Raw genomic sequence first — 18,279 nt, forward strand, 5'->3', positions numbered from 1 at the left:
GTCTGGACTTTCGCGCTCAGCCGAAGCGGCCGGTAATGTAATCCTGGGTACGCTTGGCATGGGGGGCGGTGAACATCCTGTCGGCCGTATCCACCTCCACCAGTTCGCCCATGTAGAAAAAGGCGACCCGGTCGGCACACCGTGCCGCCTGCTGCAGGTTGTGGGTCACGATCGCAATCGAGAATTCCTGCTTCAGCTCATCCAGCAGTTCCTCGATCCGGGCGGTGGAGATCGGGTCCAGCGCACTGGTCGGCTCGTCCAGCAGGATGATCTCGGGGCGGGTGGCGATGGTGCGGGCAATGCACAGGCGCTGCTGCTGCCCGCCCGACAGGGCGGCAGCGGAGGCATTGAGCCTGTCCTTGACTTCCGGCCACAGGGCCACGCGCCGCAGCACGCTTTCCACGCGCTGGTCCATGTCCGCACGCGGCAGGCGTTCGTGCAGCCGCACGCCAAAGGCGATATTGTCATAGATGGACATGGGGAATGGCGTGGGTTTCTGGAACACCATGCCGATGCGTGAACGCAGCACGTTCACATCCAGCCCCGGTGCGAGGATGTTGCGCCCGTCGAACACAACCTCCCCCGTTGCGCGCTGACCGGGATAGAGGTCATACATCCGGTTGAGACAGCGCAGCAGCGTGGACTTGCCGCAGCCCGATGGCCCGATCATGCCCGTGACCTGACGGGTCGGGAAATCCAGCGAGATCGATTTCAGGGCATGATTTTCACCATACCAGAAATCAAGATCGCGTATGGCGAGTGCCGGCACCGCCGTATTCTGGCCCATGCTGTTATCCATGATGATCTTGTTCATTATTGTGCGGATCCGTTACGCGTAAGCCACCAGCGGGCCAGGATGTTTGTTGCAAGAACCGCAACGGTAATAAGCAGCGCGCTCGTCCATGCCATCTGCACCCAGTCGTCATAGGCCGAACCGGCATACTGGTAGATCGTGACCGGCAGGCTTGCCATTGGCGCGCCAAGGCTGGTGGACCAGTTGAGATTGCCAAGCGATGTGAAGAGCAGCGGCGCCGTCTCACCCGATATCCGCGCAAGGGCCAGCAGGATGCCGGTCATGATGCCCCCGCGCGCCGCACGCAGGCATACGCCCAGGATCACCCGCCACCCCGGTGCCCCCAGGGCATAGGCGGCCTCACGCATGGCGCGGGGGACAAGCCGCAGCATGTCTTCGGTCGTGCGCACCACGATCGGGATGAACAGCACGGCCAGCGACAGCGTGCCCGCCATGCCTGAAAAATGCCCCGCCGGTTCCACCACGATCAGGTAGATGAACAGGCCAACCAGAATGGACGGCACGGACAGCAGCATGTCCGACACAAAGCGGACAAGCTGGACAACGCGCCCGTCCTGCCCGAATTCGGACAGGTAGATGCCCGTCATCATGCCAACCGGCGTGCCGATCAGGGCCGCAAGCCCCGTCTGCTCACAGCTGCCGGCAATGGCATTGGCCAGGCCGCCACCACTGCCGGGCGCCCCGGTACTGTGCAGGAACGTATTGAGCGAAAGCCCGGCGGCCCCCCGCGTGACCAGCGTCCACAGGATGGAAAACAGCACGAACAGCACGATGACCGTTGCAATATTGCACAGCATGCTGACAAGCCGTTCCACCAGCCTGCGCCGCATGGCCTGGGCACCGCCACGTTGCCATCCCCTGCCTGCCTCGGGCAGCGTTTTCTGGACCGACATGAGCGTAATTCCTTAATTCACCGCGCCGCGTTGCAGGAAAATGCGCGAGCAGGCCAGGGTGACGAACGAGATGACCATCAGGATCGCGCCCAGTGCCAGCAGGGCCGACAGCTTGAGACTGCCTGCCGCACTTTCGGGAAATTCCAGGGCGATGAGCGAGGCAATGGTGTTGCCCGGCGCAAACAGCAACCACCCCAGCCGGTTGCTGTTGCCGATGACGAAGGTGACGGCCATGGTTTCCCCCAGTGCGCGGCCGGTGCCCAGCATGATGCCGCCCATGACCACGGCAGGACCACCTGGCGCATGACCTCCCACCGTGTGGCGCCCAGCCCGAAGGCGCTTTCCTTCAGCACGGCGGGAATGGAGACGAACACATCGGTCATGACCGAACAGATGAAGGGTGTAACCATGATGGCCAGGATGATGCCCCCCGTCAGCAGGCCGGTACCATAGGGCGCGCCGCGGAACAGCAGGCCGATGCCGGGCACATGGCCCAGGTAATGCGTGGCTGCCGGTTCCACATGATGGGCCATGAAGGGCACCACGATGAAGAATCCCCACATGCCAAAAATGATGGAGGGCACGGCCGCAAGGAGCTGCACCGCCGTTTCAATGAACCGCGCCAGGGCGGGGGGCGCCATTTCCACGAGCCAGAAGGCGACGCCAAAGGCAAACGGCACGGCAAAGACAAGCGCGACCGCCGTGGTGACCAGCGTGCCGAAAATGGAGGTTGCCGCGCCAAAATGATGGGAAATGGGGTTCCATGCGGTACTGGTCAGGAAAGCAGGACCGAAAGCAAGGAATGCCTGGCGCCCGCCCCAGACCAGAACAAGAATGATTCCGGCCATGACCGCAAGAAGGGACCATCCGGCCAGGCGGGCAACCATGCCAAACAGGGCATCGCCCCACTGCCCGCGCGTATTCTTGTCCGATACGGCCCCGTCATGGGCCGCAAGGGAAGATGGAAGTTCCATCATGCAATTCCTGACATGTATGACACAGCCGCAGGATTAGGCCGCACGGCTGAGACATGGCAATAATTACTTCCAGTATTTTATATGAAGTTTTTATGAAGCACCTGTGTTCTGCCGTGCATGACACGAATCTGTTCTTGTCATGTCATATAAACTTCATCTATTTTCTATTGCATGACTGCTGGTCCCTGCTGCATAGCACCCGCATCGGGAGTGGCCCGGACGGTGTCCGCCCTTCATGGTAACATGGCAGGAAGCAGCCTTATGTTTGAATCCAGTGTAATCGAAGTGGATGGCGTCTTTGTTGGCGTCGTTTTACACGATGGTCCGCTTGAACCCTACAGGTTCCGCGCCATGCATGAACGTGTAACCCAGATGGATGGCGATACACTGCCAACATTTGAAGCCGCCGTATCCAGGGCACGCGCCCGCTTCCGCATGGGGCATTACAGGGCACCGCGCGCGCTGGATATCACCCGATGCCGTGCCTGAACGGATTGCCTTACATGACCGGATATTTGAAATTTCCTGTTGATATGAAATAAAACCATCTGAATACTCTTCCCCTTTCCTAAAAGGGGCGGCATTCCCTGTATCGTCCCGTACGGTGCTTGACCGCAGGCATTCTGACCGCAGGCCGTTTCAGTCCATGCCATTAAAAGCAGGATACAGGTATTTTCAGAATTTATGAATATTATATTAAACAAAAATCCGGTAACTTATATTAATAATAAAAATCATTTAAAGTGAGCATAACAATAACTCATCGGTGTATTGTTTCATGCTCCATTTTGCACCCTATTCCACCTTCTCCATAATCGCGCTGGTCATATGCTTTGCGCTTGTGTGTATATTTGAATTTGTAAACGGTTTTCATGATACCGCCAATGCGGTGGCAACCGTCATCTATACCAATTCACTCAAACCACGCACGGCCGTCATCTGGTCGGGGTTCATGAATTTCGTGGGCGTCATCCTCGGCGGCATCAGCGTGGCCTACGGGCTGGTCGAACTGCTGCCTGCCGATGTGCTCTCTCCCCCCAATGGCGACCCCGCCGTGCCCATGCTGATTTCCCTGTTCGGCACAGCGCTGGCGTGGAACCTGTTCACATGGTGGTTCGGCATTCCCAATTCCAGTTCGCACTGCGTGATTGGTGCCCTGATCGGAATTGCCATTGGTGATGCGCTTCTGCACACCCGCAGCCTGGGCAACAGCGTTGACTGGTCACAGATCTGGAAGATCCTGCGCGCGCTGGCCATCTCCCCCCTTCTGGGCCTGATCGGGGCGGGCGGGCTGTATTTCGTGGTCAGACACCTGGTAAAGGACCCGGAACTCTACCAGCCGCCACAGGGTGACAAGCCGACCCATGGCTGGATACGCGGCCTGCTGATCCTGACCTGCACCGGCGTCAGTTTTTCGCACGGCAGCAATGACGGGCAGAAAAGCATCGGCCTGATCATGCTGACCATTATCGGCATCCTGCCCGCCACCTTTGCACTAGCGCCCGACAGCGCGACCCAGATTACCCATATCGCACAGAACGCCACCATCGCCGCCCCGCTGATCACACAGTACGACCATGATGGCCTGCGTGATGAAGCCATTGCCTCGGTCACCCGCCTGACCCAGACCAGCCCGGACACGGTTGTCGCATCGGCCCTGCGTGCCGACATCTATGAAGTCGTGGCGGGACTGAAGGCGGTTGCCGCCAATACGGGGGCCTCCGCCCATGACCGGGCAACCGCCAGGAACCTGAGCAACCAGATCCGTCCCGTGGTGGAATATGCGCCGTGGTGGGTACGCCTGCTCAGCGCGCTGTGCCTGGGCATTGGCACCATGATTGGCTACAGGCGGATTGTCCATACGCTGGGCGAGAAGATTGGCAATACCCACCTGACCCCCGCGCAGGGCGCATCGGCCGAACTGGTTGGCGCGGGCCTGATTGCCACGGCGGGCTATACCGGGCTGCCGGTCAGCACGACGCACATCATTACCGCCGGTATTGCGGGCACCATGCTGGGATCGGGTTCGGGTATCAACCGTGGCATGCTGGTCAGGATTGCGCTGGCATGGATCTGCACCCTGCCGGTTACCATTACACTTGCCGCCGCCCTGTTCTATATCCTGAACAGCTGAGGCCCATGACACCAAAGGGTCGGGCAGGTACCATGTACCTGCCTGGCTTTTTTGATATCCATATTCCTGCAGGATAAACCTGATCAGATCAATAATTCACAAAAAACTGACAAAAATTACTTTCGTTATTATGAAATAAAATTTTTCAAAAGAAGTCATTGTTACTTTAATATTTTTGAAAAATCTTCACCTGAAGCTTTTTTAAATACCCCCCCTGAAAATTCAGATATCCCGATATCTTACAAAAAAACCGGAAAGGCTTTGCCCTTCCGGTCGGTAATAGGGGTGCTCAGCGCCGTATCTGATAAAAACGGCCTAGTACTGGCCTAGTATTGCTGGGGCACGATCATGCTGTCTGGCACCGGCTGGCGCAGATAATCGGGGCTGAAGACCCGCTCGGGCAGCCTGACTTCCGGCTTCTGGATTTCCTGATAAGGCACCTGCGAAAGCAGATGGCTTATACAGTTCAGCCGCGCCTTTTTCTTGTCGTCCGCCGGCACGATCCACCAGGGTGCTTCCCTGATATTGGAACGTTCCAGCATGATTTCCTTGGCCAGCGTATAGGATTCCCAACGCCTGCGGCTTTCCAGATCCATGGGGCTGAGCTTCCACTGCTTCAGCGGGTCTTCCATCCGGGCACGGAAACGCATTTCCTGCTCATCATCGGAAATGGAAAACCAGTATTTGATGATCTGTATGCCACTGCGCACAAGCATGCGCTCGAATTCGGGAACGGAGCGGAAGAATTCCTCGTATTCCGCATCCGTACAGAAATTCATGACCCGTTCCACCCCGGCACGGTTATACCAGCTGCGGTCAAACAGCACGATTTCCCCCGCTGCGGGCAGATGACTGACATAACGCTGGAAATACCACTGCGTGCGCTCCCGGTCATTGGGGGCCGGCAGGGCCGCCACGCGGCATATGCGCGGATTGAGGCGCTGGGTAATGCGCTTGATCACGCCCCCCTTGCCCGCGGCATCCCGCCCTTCACAGATCACGACCAGCCGGTGCCCGGTATCCTTGATCCAGTCCTGCAGCTTGACCAGTTCACCCTGCAGCCGCAACAGTTCACGAAAGTAGGTACGGCGGGAATCAGGGGTGCCACGGTCCTTGTCCGCCCCCAGGCGGCTGTCATCCAGTTCCAGTTCGATTTCTTCGTCAATATCATCCAGCACGTCTTCGCGCAGGCGGTTTCTTTCCCACATCTCTCTGGTACTGCCAGGGACTTCGGTCATGGCGGGGTACGTCTCCATCAATGTTCAGGCGATCAGAATTCATCCTGGATGTACACGTCATCATCGGCGGACGGATCAACTTCCGGCAGGGCGGGCCTGCATCCCGTCCGCCCCCGTGTATCCTTCCAGACCAGGACAACGGCAGGCCGCCATTCTTCCTCAATGGCGGGCGGCGTGTGTTTGCAATCCTTTTTCATGGCAGCATTCCCAATCCAGATACCTATCCGATCATAGGTCCCGAAAGATATACTGGCGCATTCCCCTTAATAATATGAATATTTGATGAATTTAACAAATAAAGATCAAGTTTTATAAATAACTATGGTATTTCCATTAATACTTTAAATCATGAATCCATTCCATGCACTCAGCCTGTAATGGCAATAAAGAACGCCATGGTCAGCACCGATACAACGGCACTCAGGAACAGGGTGGAGGCGGCTTCCTGCTCATCCGTCCCGAACCGGACCGCAAGGATGACAACAACCGTCCCGACCGGAATGGACAGCGCCAGCACCGCCGCGCGCACGACCTCATGCGGGAGACCTGTCATGCCTAGTCCAAGCCACGACAGTCCAGGCACCACGACATTGCGGACCGCAACCGTAACCAGAACCGGCAGGGTAATGGAAACCCGCTGCAGGAACAGTACGATACCCGAAGCAAACAGGGCAACCCCCGCGGCCGTACCGCCCAGCAGGGCAAACGCATCCAGCACGGCCACGGGAAAGCGGATATCGCAGGCAACCAGAAGCGTGGCCAGGATCGGGGCCCAGACAATCGGTTCCCGCAGCGAGACAAGGATCTGGTGCCCCAGATGCAGGCGGGGGTCCGCCCTGTCCATGGTAGCATGCCTGGCCAGCATGACCATGCAGACCGGGGTCTGCACAAGCACCATGGCGAAGACGGAGGCGGAAATGACAACGGCCGTCGTACTCGGCCCGATCAGCACCGGCAGCATGGCAGACCCGATGAACGGCACGGACGGTGCGCCCATGGCCAGTCCCTGCAGGGTGGCCACGCCCGCATCACGATGGAAAACATGGCGCGACAGGATATAGGACACCCCGAAGCTTACGCACATGATTCCAAACACCGATGCCGCCAGCGGCAACTGGCCCGCCAGGATGGTGCGCGGCATGCGGGCAATTCCCACAAACAGGCTGAGCGGAAAAGCATACAGCATGACCATCCGGTTAAGGATGCCGACCTGCTCACCATTGAAATCCCGCCGCCATCCCGCCGCGTAGCCCAGAACAAAAACCACAACAAGCGGCAGCATCGCGGCAATGATGGTGGAAAGCATGGGCCTTTAGTCCTGTGGCTTGCGTGTAAGGGCACGCGGGGCACGCATGGCCTGATGGGTCAGCAGGCCGCTACCATGCCGCGTATGAATGACGGGGGGCAACCACCCCCGGGCGGATCGGGAACGTTGCACAGGCATGGACCGGATGCAAAACGAAAGCAGCCCCGGCAGTGCGGCCACCAGTCTGGACGACCGGCGGGACAGGGCGCCTGGCCGATGAAAACCGTTTGATAACAAGGGGTGGCCAATTAATAGCTCCCTCTATTTGCGAATGATAATTATCATTATTAATGCGTTGATATATAATGTTTTTTTGTTTGATAATGAAGGCCGTTTGCGATATATGACATGAACGATTCTCATTTACCGAAATGAAAAGAACAGCACCATGCCAGTCAAGGACCCCAAGGTCATCGAGTTCCTGAACACTCAGCTGACCAATGAACTGACAGCCATCAACCAGTATTACCTGCATGCCCGCACCCTGCGCCACTGGGGCGTGACCCTGCTGGGCAAGAAGGAATACGAGGAATCCATCGAGGAAATGCGCCACGCCGACTGGCTGATCGAGCGTATCCTGTACCTGGGTGGCCTGCCCAACGTGCAGCGCTACAACCAGATCCTGGTGGGACAGGACGTGGAGGAAATCCTTAAATGCGACCTGAAGCTGGAAGAAAAGGCCATCGGTGACCTGCGTGAAGGCATCGCCTATTGCGAAAGCGTGCGCGATTTCGTATCGCGTGACCTGCTGCTCAAGATCCTGGTGAACGAGGAAGAGCACGAGGACTTCCTTGACCGCCAGTTCGACCTGATCCGCCAGGTCGGTATCGAGCGTTACATCCAGCTCAACTCCGCCCCTGCCCCCGATCAGGAATAAGGCAGTTGCGCCCGGCAGGTACATAGTACCTGCCACCTGGCAGCCGGAGACCGGACCGGCTGCGGAACATTCCCGTATTTTACCAATACAGATATAAGCAATTGTAATTGATGCGGCTGCATGGTTGCTTACATGCAGAATCATATCCAGTCCTGCCCCGGTTCCAGTCAGAGCATACCATGCCACAAGATGATATTCCCCCATCACCCATTGCAGATCTATGCCGTGACAAGGGGCTGAAACTGACTGACCAGCGTCGCGTTATTGCCCATGTCCTGTCGGAATCCGATGATCACCCGGATGTGGAAGAACTCTACCGTCGCGCCTTGGCCATTGATCCGCGCATCTCCATCGCCACCGTCTACCGTACCGTCCGCCTGTTTGAAGAAAAGGGCATCCTGTTGCGGCGCGATTTTGGTGGCAACCGGGCACGATATGAAAAAACGGACCACGGCAATCACTATCACCTGATTGACGCCAAGACGGGGTCCGTCATTGAATTCGAGGATGAAGTGCTGGAGGTCATGCTGCGGCAGATCGCCAGCCGCATGGGGTTCGACCTTGTCACGACACGCCTTGAACTGTTTGGCAAAAAGTTGAAATAGCCCGGGCCTGCCCGGCAGGAATACCGGCATCCACAAAACTGTAACCCAAAAATAAATATAAATATATTCCTGCAGGCATAACCAGCGAACTGTACCCTGTCGCCCTGCCGTAAAACCCCGCGCCGGCGGGCCTGTTGCTTCGACCTGCATGAAACATGCGGCATGTGCTGCCGCCCTGTATAATACAGTCCTGTCCCGGTGGCCGGTCTCGACATCCTGCCTGGCATGTGACAAACCGCTTTATGTTTTAATAATATCGGTTTTATGTATAAAAAGGCTGTCTGTTGGCGTGAGCCCCCGTTTTCTCGCGTCCTGAAGGCCCGTCCTGCCCCGCTACAGGATGGACCTGCACGAGAGGATACTGAATGAAGCCCATCGCCACGCCCGATACCCCTTCCCGCCCCGGACTGCGTGAACGCAAGCAGGCCCGCGTGCGCGATACCCTGATTGCAGAGGCGATGCGCCTGTTTTCCGCCCAGGGGTATGACCAGACCACGGTGGATGAAATCGCGGACGCAGCCGAGGTTTCACGCCGCACGCTATTCCGCATGTTCGCAACCAAGGCCGATATCGTGCTGGCTTGGACACGCGGCATGACACAGGCCCTGACCGAGGCCCTGGCCGACTGCCCGGCCGACATGCCCCCCGCCGATGCGATGATGCATGCCTTTACGGCCCTTGTACCCCATATTGCCGCCAACCGGCATGATACCTATGCCTTTGTCTACCTGATCGAAAAGACCCCTTCCCTGCAGAGCGTCAGCCTGCAGAAATACGGCAAGTGGGAAGACTGCCTGGCCGAAGGGCTGGCAAAGCGGATAACCGAACGCAAGAGCCGCAGGACCGCAGCGCGCCTTATGGCACGCGGTGGCATTGCGATTTTCCGCACGGCGCTGGATGAATGGATCAGGCTGCGCGGGCGGCCCGCGCTGGTGCCGCTGTTGCAGAAAACCTACGCGCTGCAGTCAACACTCTGGCCCCGGCCGGAACCGGTTGATGACATGGCGGATTGATTCAGCCCCTGACCGCGCAGACCGGCCATGCCGGGAATGGCCCGGCTACGCGGACAGTCCGCAGGGGCCGCGCCGTGTTCAGTAACGGAAGATGGACGCTGTTGCCTCTGACAGATCCGCCCATGACATGCCACAGCCATAGGCCGTGCAGGCACAGCCGGACATGACAGTCAGGCCAAGCACTGCCAGCCCTATTTCATATCCCCTTGACCGAGCGTAAGTCCTGCCTGTCCAGAGCATAATTTTCCCCTGCTGGAACCGGTTAAAAGATTTTCTGGAACGGGCGCCGCCAAGAACGCCGTACAGGCTGAAGAACACCGTAATTGCAGAAAGGACGCTGTCCCCGGGTCCGTGTTTTCAGCCCGCCGGCTTCTGTCAGAAGCGGAACACGAAATTGGACTGGTAATAGGTCCCGCCTGATCCACCCGCCTCATTCAGGGCGCGCGAGGTCATGAAGCGTGAGACGTACTGTGTCCACGAGACATGGGTATTGATCTGCCACGCCACGGAAGCCTGTGGTGCCATACCAATGAATTTACCCCGGAAATTGCCTGCGAATTTGTAGAACCCGGAGGATTTGTAAACCGGATCATTCACACTGTCGCGCCAGAACAGCGGATACTTGATCTGTATGCTCACGGATTTGAACGGCGTAATACGGACCAGCGGCGCAAAGCTGATCAGGTTCGAGCCCGTCATGTAGGTCGTGGTATCAAGATAGTTGGTCTGCGGATTGAAGGGCGAGACATAGGTACCGATTGTCCCGCTCCGGTCCGACGCATTACCACCGGAATAGACATCTGTCTGGATACCGGCAAAGGCATTGAGCGCATTTTTGGGCAGGCGTGCCCCGACTACGGAGTTGATGGCATAGGCACTGACATTGCGCGCCGCATTGTTGCTGGCCTGGCGGAAGACCCCGCCCTGCCAGATTCCGCCCACCGAGAACTCGATCGGACCCGCAACACCATGCCAGCGCATGCCGAAGTTGTTACGTGTGTTCGACCCCTTGACGGACGTGCCATTCGGACCCGCAATGGCCCCGGCGGAGCCATTGAGCTTATAGCCGATATAGAACGCATCAAGAAACGAGTACCCCTTCTGCCCCATGAAGGTGAAGTCCGGCGGCGCCCAGGTGGTATTGAAGCCATACAGGCGCGTGGCGTAGTTTTCGGTATCGTGAAACATCTTGTTTTCACTGTCGTATGTCTGCACGAAATCCCAGCCATCCACGCGGATGCGCTTCCAGACCATATAGGCCCGGAAACCGTCCCATGAGAGTGGCACGTTGGGGGTCTCACGATTGTACAGCATGTATGATGGCGCATCGAGAAACTGCTGCCGGCCGAAGATGAAGCCGCTTTTGGCACCCAGCATGGTCCACCGCGTCTCGACGAAGGCCTGCTGCGCATCCAGCCGCTTGCGGTAGGTCGAACCATAGCCATACCCCCCCCAGCCTGCGGCATCGGCATTGATCAGCTGCCCGAAAAAACGCAGGTGCGAGCCGATATGCAGGTCCGCCCCATACAGGTTGCGCACACCGAAGCGACCGGAATCATTAGGCTTCTGCGTGCCCAGCTGTGGCCTGCTTTCAAACCAGTTCCGCAGCCGCGTCTCACCAGAGAAACTGATCCATACATTGCCGCTTCGGGTCAGGGGAATGTATTTCAGCACGTCAAACGGGTCATCGGACTTCTTCGTGTGCCGTAGCCGGCTCCAGTCCTCTGCCCAGGGGCCACGCCATAGGTCCCGACCGGGCCAAAGCCCGCTGCCTCGCCATTGCCCCGGTTGAACACGCCCCAGTCATACTGATGGCCATTCTTGCGGTTTTCCGCGCCACTCATGCGCAGCGGCTGGCCGATCGGGTTGGCATGCGGATAGATCTGGATAGGGGGCTGGATATGGACAACCATGCTTTCCGGCTGTGATGTCGCCTGGATTCCCACCTGACCGGACTGACGCGCGGGTGTCAGCTCAGCCGCATGCGCGCCCTGCCCCAGCATGGCCGCCCCCGATGGCAGGCTGAGCAACATGGCCAGAACGGGAAAGTCGGCGGCCTTCCTGCCCGTCCGCACGACGTGGGCGCACAGGGCAAGCCTGCGGGAATTCCGGATGTTCGCGGTCGTGGCCGGGGTCAGGGAAGGCACCATAGTTACGCACCAGTTCGTCATATACGGATTTTATCCGCCGTTAAGCACTAAACATTTTCGTATTATACAGATAAGTTCGCGTCAATCGTGTATTATCATCGGCTTTCGGAAAGTTATCAAAAAAACTTCCCCCGCGGGTCGTTATTTTACTAACGTGCTGTTATTTAATGTTTTTGTTCAGATTCACCGAAAAGACAATGTGTCATAAAAATTACAGGACCATTTTTTTGACGATTTAAAACGTGTTATTGACAGATCCACAAAGCCATCATACAGAATATATAGCGTATTTTTACAGTGATTTTTTAATAGGACGAATCACTGGCATTAAATATCGTCTCCTCCCTTCGGCACACCCGATGCAAACCGCTTCATATTCTCCATACTTCCTTATATAAAAAAGGAATATAAAAAGTGGCCAAACCATCATTCCCGACCCGGCGCAGCCTGATGCAGGCCACCTTCGCAGCCGCCGCCACCCTTGCCTTCCGCCCCCCGCAGGCCCGGGCGGCGACAGGGCTGCTGAATGTATCATACGACCCGACGCGTGAATTATATCAGGACATTGATACCGGGTTCACCCGCCTGTGGGCCAGCCAGCATGGCGGCGCGACCGTGCAGGTCCGTACGTCCCATGGCGGGTCCGGGGCACAGGCGCGCTCTGTGCTGGAAGGGGCGCCTGCGGATATCGTCACGCTGGCCCTGGCCTATGACATCGATGCCCTGGCCCATGCCGGCCTGCTGGCCACCGACTGGCAGAGCCGCCTGCCCCATAACGCCACACCCTATACCAGCACCATCGTGTTCCTGGTACGCAAGGGAAATCCCAAGAACATCCATGACTGGCCGGACCTGATCCGTGAGGGGGTGCAGGTCATCACCCCCAACCCCAAGACATCGGGCGGCGCGCGGTGGAACTACCTTGCCGCATGGGGCTGGGCACTGCGCCAGCCGGGCGGTACGCCAGAGACTGCGCGCGCCTATCTCAAATCCCTGTTTGCCCATGTGCCGGTACTGGACACCGGGGCACGCGGCGCCACCAACAGCTTTGTCCAGCGCGGCCTGGGTGACGTGCTGGTGGCATGGGAAGCCGAGGCCCTGCTGGCCACGCGCGAGATCGGGCCGGACCAGTTCGACATGATCGTCCCCCCCCTGACCATCCTGGCCGAACCGCCAGTGGCCGTGGTGGACCGCAACGCGCAGGCCCATGGCACGACGGAACTGGCGCGGGCCTATGTGGACTACCTGTTCAGCGATGCAGGGCAGAAAACGGGAGCGAAACATTATTTCCGTCCCGTCAACGCCGCCATCCTGGCGGAAAATCAGGACCGTTTTACCCCCACGACCACCTTTGACATCGCAAGCCTTGGCGGCTGGGCCAAAGTGCAGGCCACGCATTTCGCCGATGGCGGCCTTTTTGATGGCGTCTACACGAAATGAATCCGTCCCGTCCGTCCTCTTTCCCCGGCCTGCGGTGGCAGCGCGACCCGCTGCCCGGCTTCGGGCTGGGGCTGGGCATGACGCTGTTCTGGCTGGGCACGATCGTGATCCTGCCCATGGTGGCGCTGGTTGTCCGGCCATGGGGCGAAGGGCTGCTCAGCGGTCTGCGCGCCTTCGCCCACGCGGCGCATGACGGGCGCATGCTCGCGGCAATACGGGTCAGTTTTACATCGGCACTGCTCGCGGCGGTGGCCGACCTTGTACCCGGCCTGCTGATTGCATGGGCGCTGGTACGCAGTGACATTCCGGCGCGGCGGCTTATCGACATGCTGGTGGAACTGCCCTTTGCCCTGCCCACGGCTGTGGTGGGCATTACCATGGCAACGCTCTATGGCCCCAATGGCTGGATTGGCGGCCCGCTGGCGCGGTGGGGGGGGCATGTCGCCTTTACACAGGCCGGTATCGTGCTGGCGCTGATGTTCATCGGCCTGCCCTTCGTGGTGCGCACCATCGCCCCCGTCCTGCGCCACCTGCCGCGTGATGTGGAGGAAGCCGCTGGAATACTGGGGGCCAGCCGCCTGCAGGTGATCACGCGCGTCATCCTGCCCGCCCTGTACCCCGCACTGGTCACGGCGGCGGGCATGGCCTTCGCACGTGGCATTGGTGAATACGGATCGGTCATCTTCATTGCCGGCAACCAGCCCTACCATACCGAAATCGCGCCGCTGCTGATCGTCATCCGCCTGCAGGAATACGACACCCAGGGGGCGACACTGATCGGGTTCGTGCTGGTGGGGATATCGCTCCTGTCGCTTGCGGGCATCGGCCTGCTGCGCCGCCACCTGTCATACGGCACGGACTGAGGGACTGGAACACGATGTCACGCCTGCTGTTTGCCCTCGTGGTCTACCTGCTGGTGGCCGTAATGGTGGTGCTGCCACCCGTAATGGTGTTCGCGGCCGCGCTTTCACACGGGTTACGGGTTGCCATGGCCACGCTGGCCGAACCCGATGCCCTGTCCGCCATCCGCCTGACCATGATCGTGACGGGTATCAGTGTGGCCATCAATACCGTGTTCGGCACCATGGCGGCGTGGACACTGGCGCATTTCCGCTTTCCCGGCCGCAACCTGCTGGTCGTGCTGATCGAACTGCCGCTCAGTGTCTCGCCCGTGGTGGGGGGGCTGGTCTGGCTGCTGGTCTTTGGCACACAGGGATGGTGGGGGGCGGCGCTGGAACGCTGGGGCCATCCCGTTCTGTTCGCACCACCGGGCATTGTGCTGGCCACCGTGTTCGTCACCTTCCCCTATGTCACGCGCACGCTCATGCCCATGCTCGCGCATAACGGGCGCGAGGCGGAAGAAGCCGCCGTGATGCTGGGTGCGAACCTGTGGCAGGTATTGTGGCATGTCACGCTGCCGGGCGCGCGGCTGGCGCTGCTTTCGGGCGTGCTGCTGACCACGGCGCGCGCCATGGGGGAATTTGGCGCGGTATCGGTCGTATCGGGCCATATTCCGGGCCTGACCGAAACCATGCCGCTGCATATCGAGACCCTGTACAACGGCTACCAGACGGTGGCCGCCTTTACCATGGCAGCCCTGCTTGCCCTTATGGCGATGGGTGTGGTCATGGCCCGCAACCTGACCGAACGCCGCCACGGGCGGACGGAGAATACGGCATGAGCGTTCAGCTGGAGCAGATCACCCGCCGCAACCCGCGCAACGGGCGACCCATTGTCGATAATGTCTCGCTTGCGGTGGCCAGTGGCAGTTTTACCGCCCTTGTCGGCCCATCGGGTGCCGGCAAGACCTCGCTGCTGCGGATCATTGCCGGGCTTGACCCGCATCAGGCAGGCCATGTCTCGATTGACGGAACACGGGTGGATACGCTGGATGCCCGGGCGCGCAATATCGGTTTTGTGTTCCAGCACTATGCGCTGTTCGCGCATATGAGTGTGGCGGCCAATATCGGTTTTGGCCTGTCCGTCCGCCCCCGTGGCCAGCGCCCGCGGCGTGACGTGATTGCCCGGCGGGTGGAGGACCTGCTCGATCTCATGCAGCTTTCCGGGCTGGGGGGGCGCTATCCACATGAACTCTCCGGCGGGCAGCGCCAGCGCGTGGCCCTGGCCCGCACGCTGGCCACCGGCCCGCGCGTGCTGCTGCTGGACGAGCCGTTTGGCGCGCTGGACCCGCTGGTGCGCAGGCAGATCCGCGGCTGGCTGCGCAGCCTGCATGAACGGCTGGGGCTGACCACCATCCTTGTCACCCATGACCGGCAGGAAGCGGCCGAACTGGCCGATACGGTGGTGCTGATGCGCCATGGCCGCATCGTGCAGGCCGGCACACCCCAGGCACTGGAAGACACACCGGCCGATCCCTTCACCATGGCCTTCACCGGCGATCTGGTCCGCCTGGGTGGCCGGGTGGAAAACCATGTCTTCACGCCCGACCTGCCTGACATCCTGCCCGTTACCGCCCCGATTGCCGCCGGCCCGGCCGAACTGCTGGTCCGGCCTGTCGATATCGCCCTGCGCCCCGGGCAGGGACAGGCCACCGCCGTACTGCGTCAGGCACGTGGCCCGCTGGGACTGTATGACGTGCGTCTGGGCACGGACACGCTGCAGGTGGAAACGCTCATGCCCCCTGACCGTCCCCGCATCCTGCCGCACTGCGCGCTGGATGTTACGGCCGGGCGGCTGGCGCGCGACAATGCGTGGGCCAGCGTCGAGACCCCGCCATTCCCCGGCCCGCCGTCCATCCACCCGACAGGAGAGCGTATCCATGCACAGCATTCGTGAGCGCACCGCCATCGCCCTTGTCATCATGCTGGACGTGGCGTTCTACGGAACGGCGGAGCGGCCCGTCAGCACCATCGAAATCGCGGAACGCTCCAGTCTGGCGCGCCGGGGACTGGAGCCCATATTGCAAGGCCTGGCCCGCGCCGGGCTGCTGAAGGGCGTGCGCGGCCCGCATGGCGGCTACCGGCTGGCCCTGCCCGCGCGCGAAATCCTGCTGTCCGATATCTGCCGGATTGCACTGCATGATGGTGCCCATGCGGCGGACAGGCGCCAGGGCGCGCTGTTCAATACCGTGATCCGGCCCTTCCTGGACCAGATGGACGGATTGCTGGCACATGAATACAGCAAGCTGACATTGCAGGATTTTGTGCGGCAGGCCGAAATGCGTGGCCTGACCCGCCCTGCGGCAGGCACCTCCGCCTTCCATATCTGATGGCGGCGGCGCGGCGGTTTGTAGAAAATTGTCGGGTGCCGCCTTTTTTCCGGAAGGCGGCATTCCCTGAAGCTTTTTGAAAAAAGCTTCACCAAAAACTTTTGTTTTTCATCAATGCCCTGCTGGTGAAAAAACCGCTCAGTCCAGCCGGACAGAGGGGCGTACGAATACATCCAGCCAGTCCACCAGACACGAAATCGTGCCCCGCACCGGCCCGTACAGTTCAAACTGGTGCTGACGATACAGCATGAGATGGACCAGCCGCGCCGACAGGCCATGCAGCCAGCCACCACCAAAAACCGTGCCACCAGGGAAGGTGCCCCAGCCATTATAGTCACCCAGTGCGACAACCGCGCCCTTGTTATGGAAGGTAAAGGGGGGCAGCGGATTGCCGCTTTTCATCCATCCCGGCAGCACACGGGCCAGATGATGGGCCTGCTGGCGGGCGGCCTGCGCCGTGGGGGCCACGGGTTTCTCGGCAATGAAGGCACAGTCACCCATGGCGAAGATGTTGTCGTCCTCCATCACCTGCAGGCTTGGCCGGACCTCCAGCTGACCTGAGCGCGAGAGTTTGAGGCCGCCGAATTTACTGGTCACGTCCGGTGCCTTCACACCCGCAGCCCACACCCGCAGCGTGGCGGGCACGCGGCTGCCATCTTTCAGGATAAAGCCGTTCCCATCCGCCCCGCTTACCATGGCCCCCGCGCGCACGCTGACGCCAATCGCCTCAAGCTGCCTGACCGCCGCCGCCGAGACCGCCTCGGGGAAAGCGGGCAGGATACGGGGACCGGCTTCAAGCAGGGTGATGCGCAGCCTGGGCGGCTTGCGGCCAAAACTGTAGAGCGAGGCGAGATCAAGCGCCTTGTGCAGTTCCGCCGCAAGCTGGGTGCCGGTGGCCCCGCCCCCCACAATGGCGATATCCAGTTCCTGCCCGTTGGCGAACGCCCGCAGCAGTTCCATGCGGAAGCGGTCGTTAAAGCCGTTTGCATCGACCAGGTTGTCAATGAACAGGCAGTGCTCGGCCACACCCGGGGTCCCGAAATCATTGGCCCGGCTGCCGATGGACAGTACCACCGCGTCATAATCCAGCGTGCGGGCCTCGACCACCACTTCCCCACTCAGCCGGTCCCGGATCGGGGCAAGGGAAATGGTCCGGGCCGTGCGGTCCAGCGCCGTGATCTCACCAGGCCAGAATTCAAAATGGTGGCGGCTGGCCTGTGACATGAAGCTTATGCGGTCATTCTCGTTGGCGGCCGTGCCGGCGGCAAAGCAGTGCAGCATCGGCTTCCACACATGGGCGAAGCTTTTATCCACCAGCGTGATTTCGGCCTGCCCCGACCGCCCGACCGAATTGCCCAGCCGCGTGGCAAGGGCCAGCCCCGCCACACCGCCGCCCACAATCACGATCCGAAACTTCTGTGCCATCTCGATAATGCTCCAAACCCGCTGGCCGGTGTTGCCGCACGCTGGCAGAACCCCCGGCCCGCTCCAGCCATGTAAACCACTCTGGGCGTGAGCATAGGCCATCGCCCCCCGGCCTGAAACACGCGGCCGGGCAATTTCATGCACGAATATGTAATGACACGGTGCAATGGCATGTCCC

The 18,279-nt window shown here is 60.0% G+C and carries 16 protein-coding genes and 2 pseudogenes; 10 read left to right on the forward strand and 8 right to left on the reverse strand.

All coding sequences use genetic code 11. From position 1 onward, the window contains the following. Nucleotides 1-16: 16 nt before the first annotated feature. From pstB to pstC, 3 genes and pseudogenes are all read right to left on the reverse strand, one after another. A complete protein-coding gene (gene pstB, locus CFR78_RS05225) occupies nucleotides 17-814 on the reverse strand; it encodes a phosphate ABC transporter ATP-binding protein PstB (RefSeq protein ID WP_007398149.1) in 798 nt (265 codons plus the stop codon). Further along, nucleotides 814-1,707, reverse strand: a complete 894-nt coding sequence (gene pstA / locus CFR78_RS05230) for a phosphate ABC transporter permease PstA (protein WP_051671955.1) — start codon at nucleotides 1,705-1,707, stop codon at nucleotides 814-816. The genes pstB and pstA overlap by 1 nt, the downstream gene beginning before the upstream one ends. Nucleotides 1,708-1,719: 12 nt before the next feature. Further along, nucleotides 1,720-2,684 (reverse strand): annotated as a pseudogene (gene pstC / locus CFR78_RS05235) (phosphate ABC transporter permease subunit PstC). A gap of 261 nt (nucleotides 2,685-2,945) precedes the next feature. Between pstC and CFR78_RS05240 the strand changes: the two are divergent. Together CFR78_RS05240 and CFR78_RS05245 are read left to right on the forward strand one after the other, a co-directional pair. After that, the gene (locus CFR78_RS05240) at nucleotides 2,946-3,173 is read left to right on the forward strand and encodes a hypothetical protein (RefSeq protein WP_110581009.1); all 228 of its coding nucleotides are present in this window, start codon (nucleotides 2,946-2,948) and stop codon (nucleotides 3,171-3,173) included. Between the two features lie 289 nt (nucleotides 3,174-3,462). Beyond that, nucleotides 3,463-4,818, forward strand: coding sequence for an inorganic phosphate transporter (locus CFR78_RS05245; protein WP_034926375.1), 1,356 nt, complete (start codon nucleotides 3,463-3,465; stop codon nucleotides 4,816-4,818). 326 nt (nucleotides 4,819-5,144) lie between these two features. Here the strand turns inward: CFR78_RS05245 and ppk2 are convergent, their stop codons facing one another. From ppk2 to CFR78_RS05255, 3 genes are all read right to left on the reverse strand, one after another. Further along, nucleotides 5,145-6,056, reverse strand: coding sequence for a polyphosphate kinase 2 (ppk2, locus tag CFR78_RS05250; RefSeq protein ID WP_110581031.1), 912 nt, complete (start codon nucleotides 6,054-6,056; stop codon nucleotides 5,145-5,147). Between the two features lie 32 nt (nucleotides 6,057-6,088). Next, nucleotides 6,089-6,253, reverse strand: coding sequence for a hypothetical protein (locus CFR78_RS16215; protein ID WP_007398141.1), 165 nt, complete (start codon nucleotides 6,251-6,253; stop codon nucleotides 6,089-6,091). Between the two features lie 170 nt (nucleotides 6,254-6,423). Then, on the reverse strand, nucleotides 6,424-7,362 hold the full coding sequence (locus CFR78_RS05255; protein ID WP_034932616.1) for an AEC family transporter: 939 nt from the start codon (nucleotides 7,360-7,362) through the stop codon (nucleotides 6,424-6,426). 388 nt (nucleotides 7,363-7,750) lie between these two features. Between CFR78_RS05255 and bfr the strand changes: the two genes are divergently transcribed. The 3 genes from bfr to CFR78_RS05270 all read left to right on the forward strand — a co-directional run bounded on the left by bfr (nucleotide 7,751) and on the right by CFR78_RS05270 (nucleotide 9,857). Further along, nucleotides 7,751-8,239 (forward strand): bacterioferritin, encoded by a 489-nt coding sequence (gene bfr / locus CFR78_RS05260; protein WP_007398136.1) that lies wholly within the window; start codon nucleotides 7,751-7,753, stop codon nucleotides 8,237-8,239. Between the two features lie 179 nt (nucleotides 8,240-8,418). Further along, a complete protein-coding gene (locus tag CFR78_RS05265; RefSeq protein WP_034932618.1) occupies nucleotides 8,419-8,844 on the forward strand; it encodes a Fur family transcriptional regulator in 426 nt (141 codons plus the stop codon). Nucleotides 8,845-9,209: 365 nt separating this feature from the next. After that, nucleotides 9,210-9,857, forward strand: coding sequence for a TetR/AcrR family transcriptional regulator (locus tag CFR78_RS05270; protein ID WP_034932619.1), 648 nt, complete (start codon nucleotides 9,210-9,212; stop codon nucleotides 9,855-9,857). A gap of 375 nt (nucleotides 9,858-10,232) precedes the next feature. On the opposite strand, the pseudogene CFR78_RS05275 reads toward CFR78_RS05270, so the two are convergent. Then, nucleotides 10,233-12,007, reverse strand: a pseudogene (locus CFR78_RS05275) (alginate export family protein). Between the two features lie 450 nt (nucleotides 12,008-12,457). Here CFR78_RS05275 and CFR78_RS05280 point away from each other — a divergent pair. The 5 genes from CFR78_RS05280 to CFR78_RS05300 are packed head-to-tail and all read left to right on the forward strand — an operon-like array spanning nucleotide 12,458 to nucleotide 16,676. Then, nucleotides 12,458-13,447 (forward strand): sulfate ABC transporter substrate-binding protein, encoded by a 990-nt coding sequence (locus CFR78_RS05280; RefSeq protein ID WP_034932666.1) that lies wholly within the window; start codon nucleotides 12,458-12,460, stop codon nucleotides 13,445-13,447. Further along, nucleotides 13,444-14,310 (forward strand): sulfate ABC transporter permease subunit CysT, encoded by an 867-nt coding sequence (gene cysT / locus CFR78_RS05285; protein WP_034932622.1) that lies wholly within the window; start codon nucleotides 13,444-13,446, stop codon nucleotides 14,308-14,310. The genes CFR78_RS05280 and cysT overlap by 4 nt, the downstream gene beginning before the upstream one ends. Nucleotides 14,311-14,324: 14 nt before the next feature. Beyond that, nucleotides 14,325-15,128, forward strand: coding sequence for a sulfate ABC transporter permease (locus CFR78_RS05290; protein ID WP_034932624.1), 804 nt, complete (start codon nucleotides 14,325-14,327; stop codon nucleotides 15,126-15,128). Next, complete coding sequence (locus tag CFR78_RS05295; protein WP_034932626.1) at nucleotides 15,125-16,243, forward strand: sulfate/molybdate ABC transporter ATP-binding protein; 1,119 nt, start codon at nucleotides 15,125-15,127, stop codon at nucleotides 16,241-16,243. Before CFR78_RS05290 ends, CFR78_RS05295 begins: the two co-directional genes overlap by 4 nt. After that, nucleotides 16,227-16,676 (forward strand): RrF2 family transcriptional regulator, encoded by a 450-nt coding sequence (locus CFR78_RS05300; RefSeq protein WP_034932628.1) that lies wholly within the window; start codon nucleotides 16,227-16,229, stop codon nucleotides 16,674-16,676. Before CFR78_RS05295 ends, CFR78_RS05300 begins: the two co-directional genes overlap by 17 nt. A 138-nt stretch (nucleotides 16,677-16,814) precedes the next feature. On the opposite strand, the gene CFR78_RS05305 is transcribed toward CFR78_RS05300, so the two are convergent. After that, nucleotides 16,815-18,101, reverse strand: a complete 1,287-nt coding sequence (locus CFR78_RS05305) for an NAD(P)/FAD-dependent oxidoreductase (protein WP_034932630.1) — start codon at nucleotides 18,099-18,101, stop codon at nucleotides 16,815-16,817. Nucleotides 18,102-18,279: the final 178 nt, after the last annotated feature.

It is taken from the genome of Komagataeibacter rhaeticus, assembly GCF_003207855.1.
In the GTDB taxonomy this organism is placed as follows: Bacteria; Pseudomonadota; Alphaproteobacteria; order Acetobacterales; family Acetobacteraceae; genus Komagataeibacter; species Komagataeibacter rhaeticus.

What these genes read in the sequence shown, in the direction of transcription:
- pstB (WP_007398149.1), bottom strand. Translation starts at nt 814, where the DNA reads ATGAACAAGATCATCATGGATAACAGCATGGGCCAGAATACGGCGGTG.
- pstA (WP_051671955.1), bottom strand. Translation starts at nt 1,707, where the DNA reads ATGTCGGTCCAGAAAACGCTGCCCGAGGCAGGCAGGGGATGGCAACGT.
- CFR78_RS05240 (WP_110581009.1), top strand. Translation starts at nt 2,946, where the DNA reads ATGTTTGAATCCAGTGTAATCGAAGTGGATGGCGTCTTTGTTGGCGTC.
- CFR78_RS05245 (WP_034926375.1), top strand. Translation starts at nt 3,463, where the DNA reads ATGCTCCATTTTGCACCCTATTCCACCTTCTCCATAATCGCGCTGGTC.
- ppk2 (WP_110581031.1), bottom strand. Translation starts at nt 6,056, where the DNA reads ATGACCGAAGTCCCTGGCAGTACCAGAGAGATGTGGGAAAGAAACCGC.
- CFR78_RS16215 (WP_007398141.1), bottom strand. Translation starts at nt 6,253, where the DNA reads ATGAAAAAGGATTGCAAACACACGCCGCCCGCCATTGAGGAAGAATGG.
- CFR78_RS05255 (WP_034932616.1), bottom strand. Translation starts at nt 7,362, where the DNA reads ATGCTTTCCACCATCATTGCCGCGATGCTGCCGCTTGTTGTGGTTTTT.
- bfr (WP_007398136.1), top strand. Translation starts at nt 7,751, where the DNA reads ATGCCAGTCAAGGACCCCAAGGTCATCGAGTTCCTGAACACTCAGCTG.
- CFR78_RS05265 (WP_034932618.1), top strand. Translation starts at nt 8,419, where the DNA reads ATGCCACAAGATGATATTCCCCCATCACCCATTGCAGATCTATGCCGT.
- CFR78_RS05270 (WP_034932619.1), top strand. Translation starts at nt 9,210, where the DNA reads ATGAAGCCCATCGCCACGCCCGATACCCCTTCCCGCCCCGGACTGCGT.
- CFR78_RS05280 (WP_034932666.1), top strand. Translation starts at nt 12,458, where the DNA reads ATGCAGGCCACCTTCGCAGCCGCCGCCACCCTTGCCTTCCGCCCCCCG.
- cysT (WP_034932622.1), top strand. Translation starts at nt 13,444, where the DNA reads ATGAATCCGTCCCGTCCGTCCTCTTTCCCCGGCCTGCGGTGGCAGCGC.
- CFR78_RS05290 (WP_034932624.1), top strand. Translation starts at nt 14,325, where the DNA reads ATGTCACGCCTGCTGTTTGCCCTCGTGGTCTACCTGCTGGTGGCCGTA.
- CFR78_RS05295 (WP_034932626.1), top strand. Translation starts at nt 15,125, where the DNA reads ATGAGCGTTCAGCTGGAGCAGATCACCCGCCGCAACCCGCGCAACGGG.
- CFR78_RS05300 (WP_034932628.1), top strand. Translation starts at nt 16,227, where the DNA reads ATGCACAGCATTCGTGAGCGCACCGCCATCGCCCTTGTCATCATGCTG.
- CFR78_RS05305 (WP_034932630.1), bottom strand. Translation starts at nt 18,101, where the DNA reads ATGGCACAGAAGTTTCGGATCGTGATTGTGGGCGGCGGTGTGGCGGGG.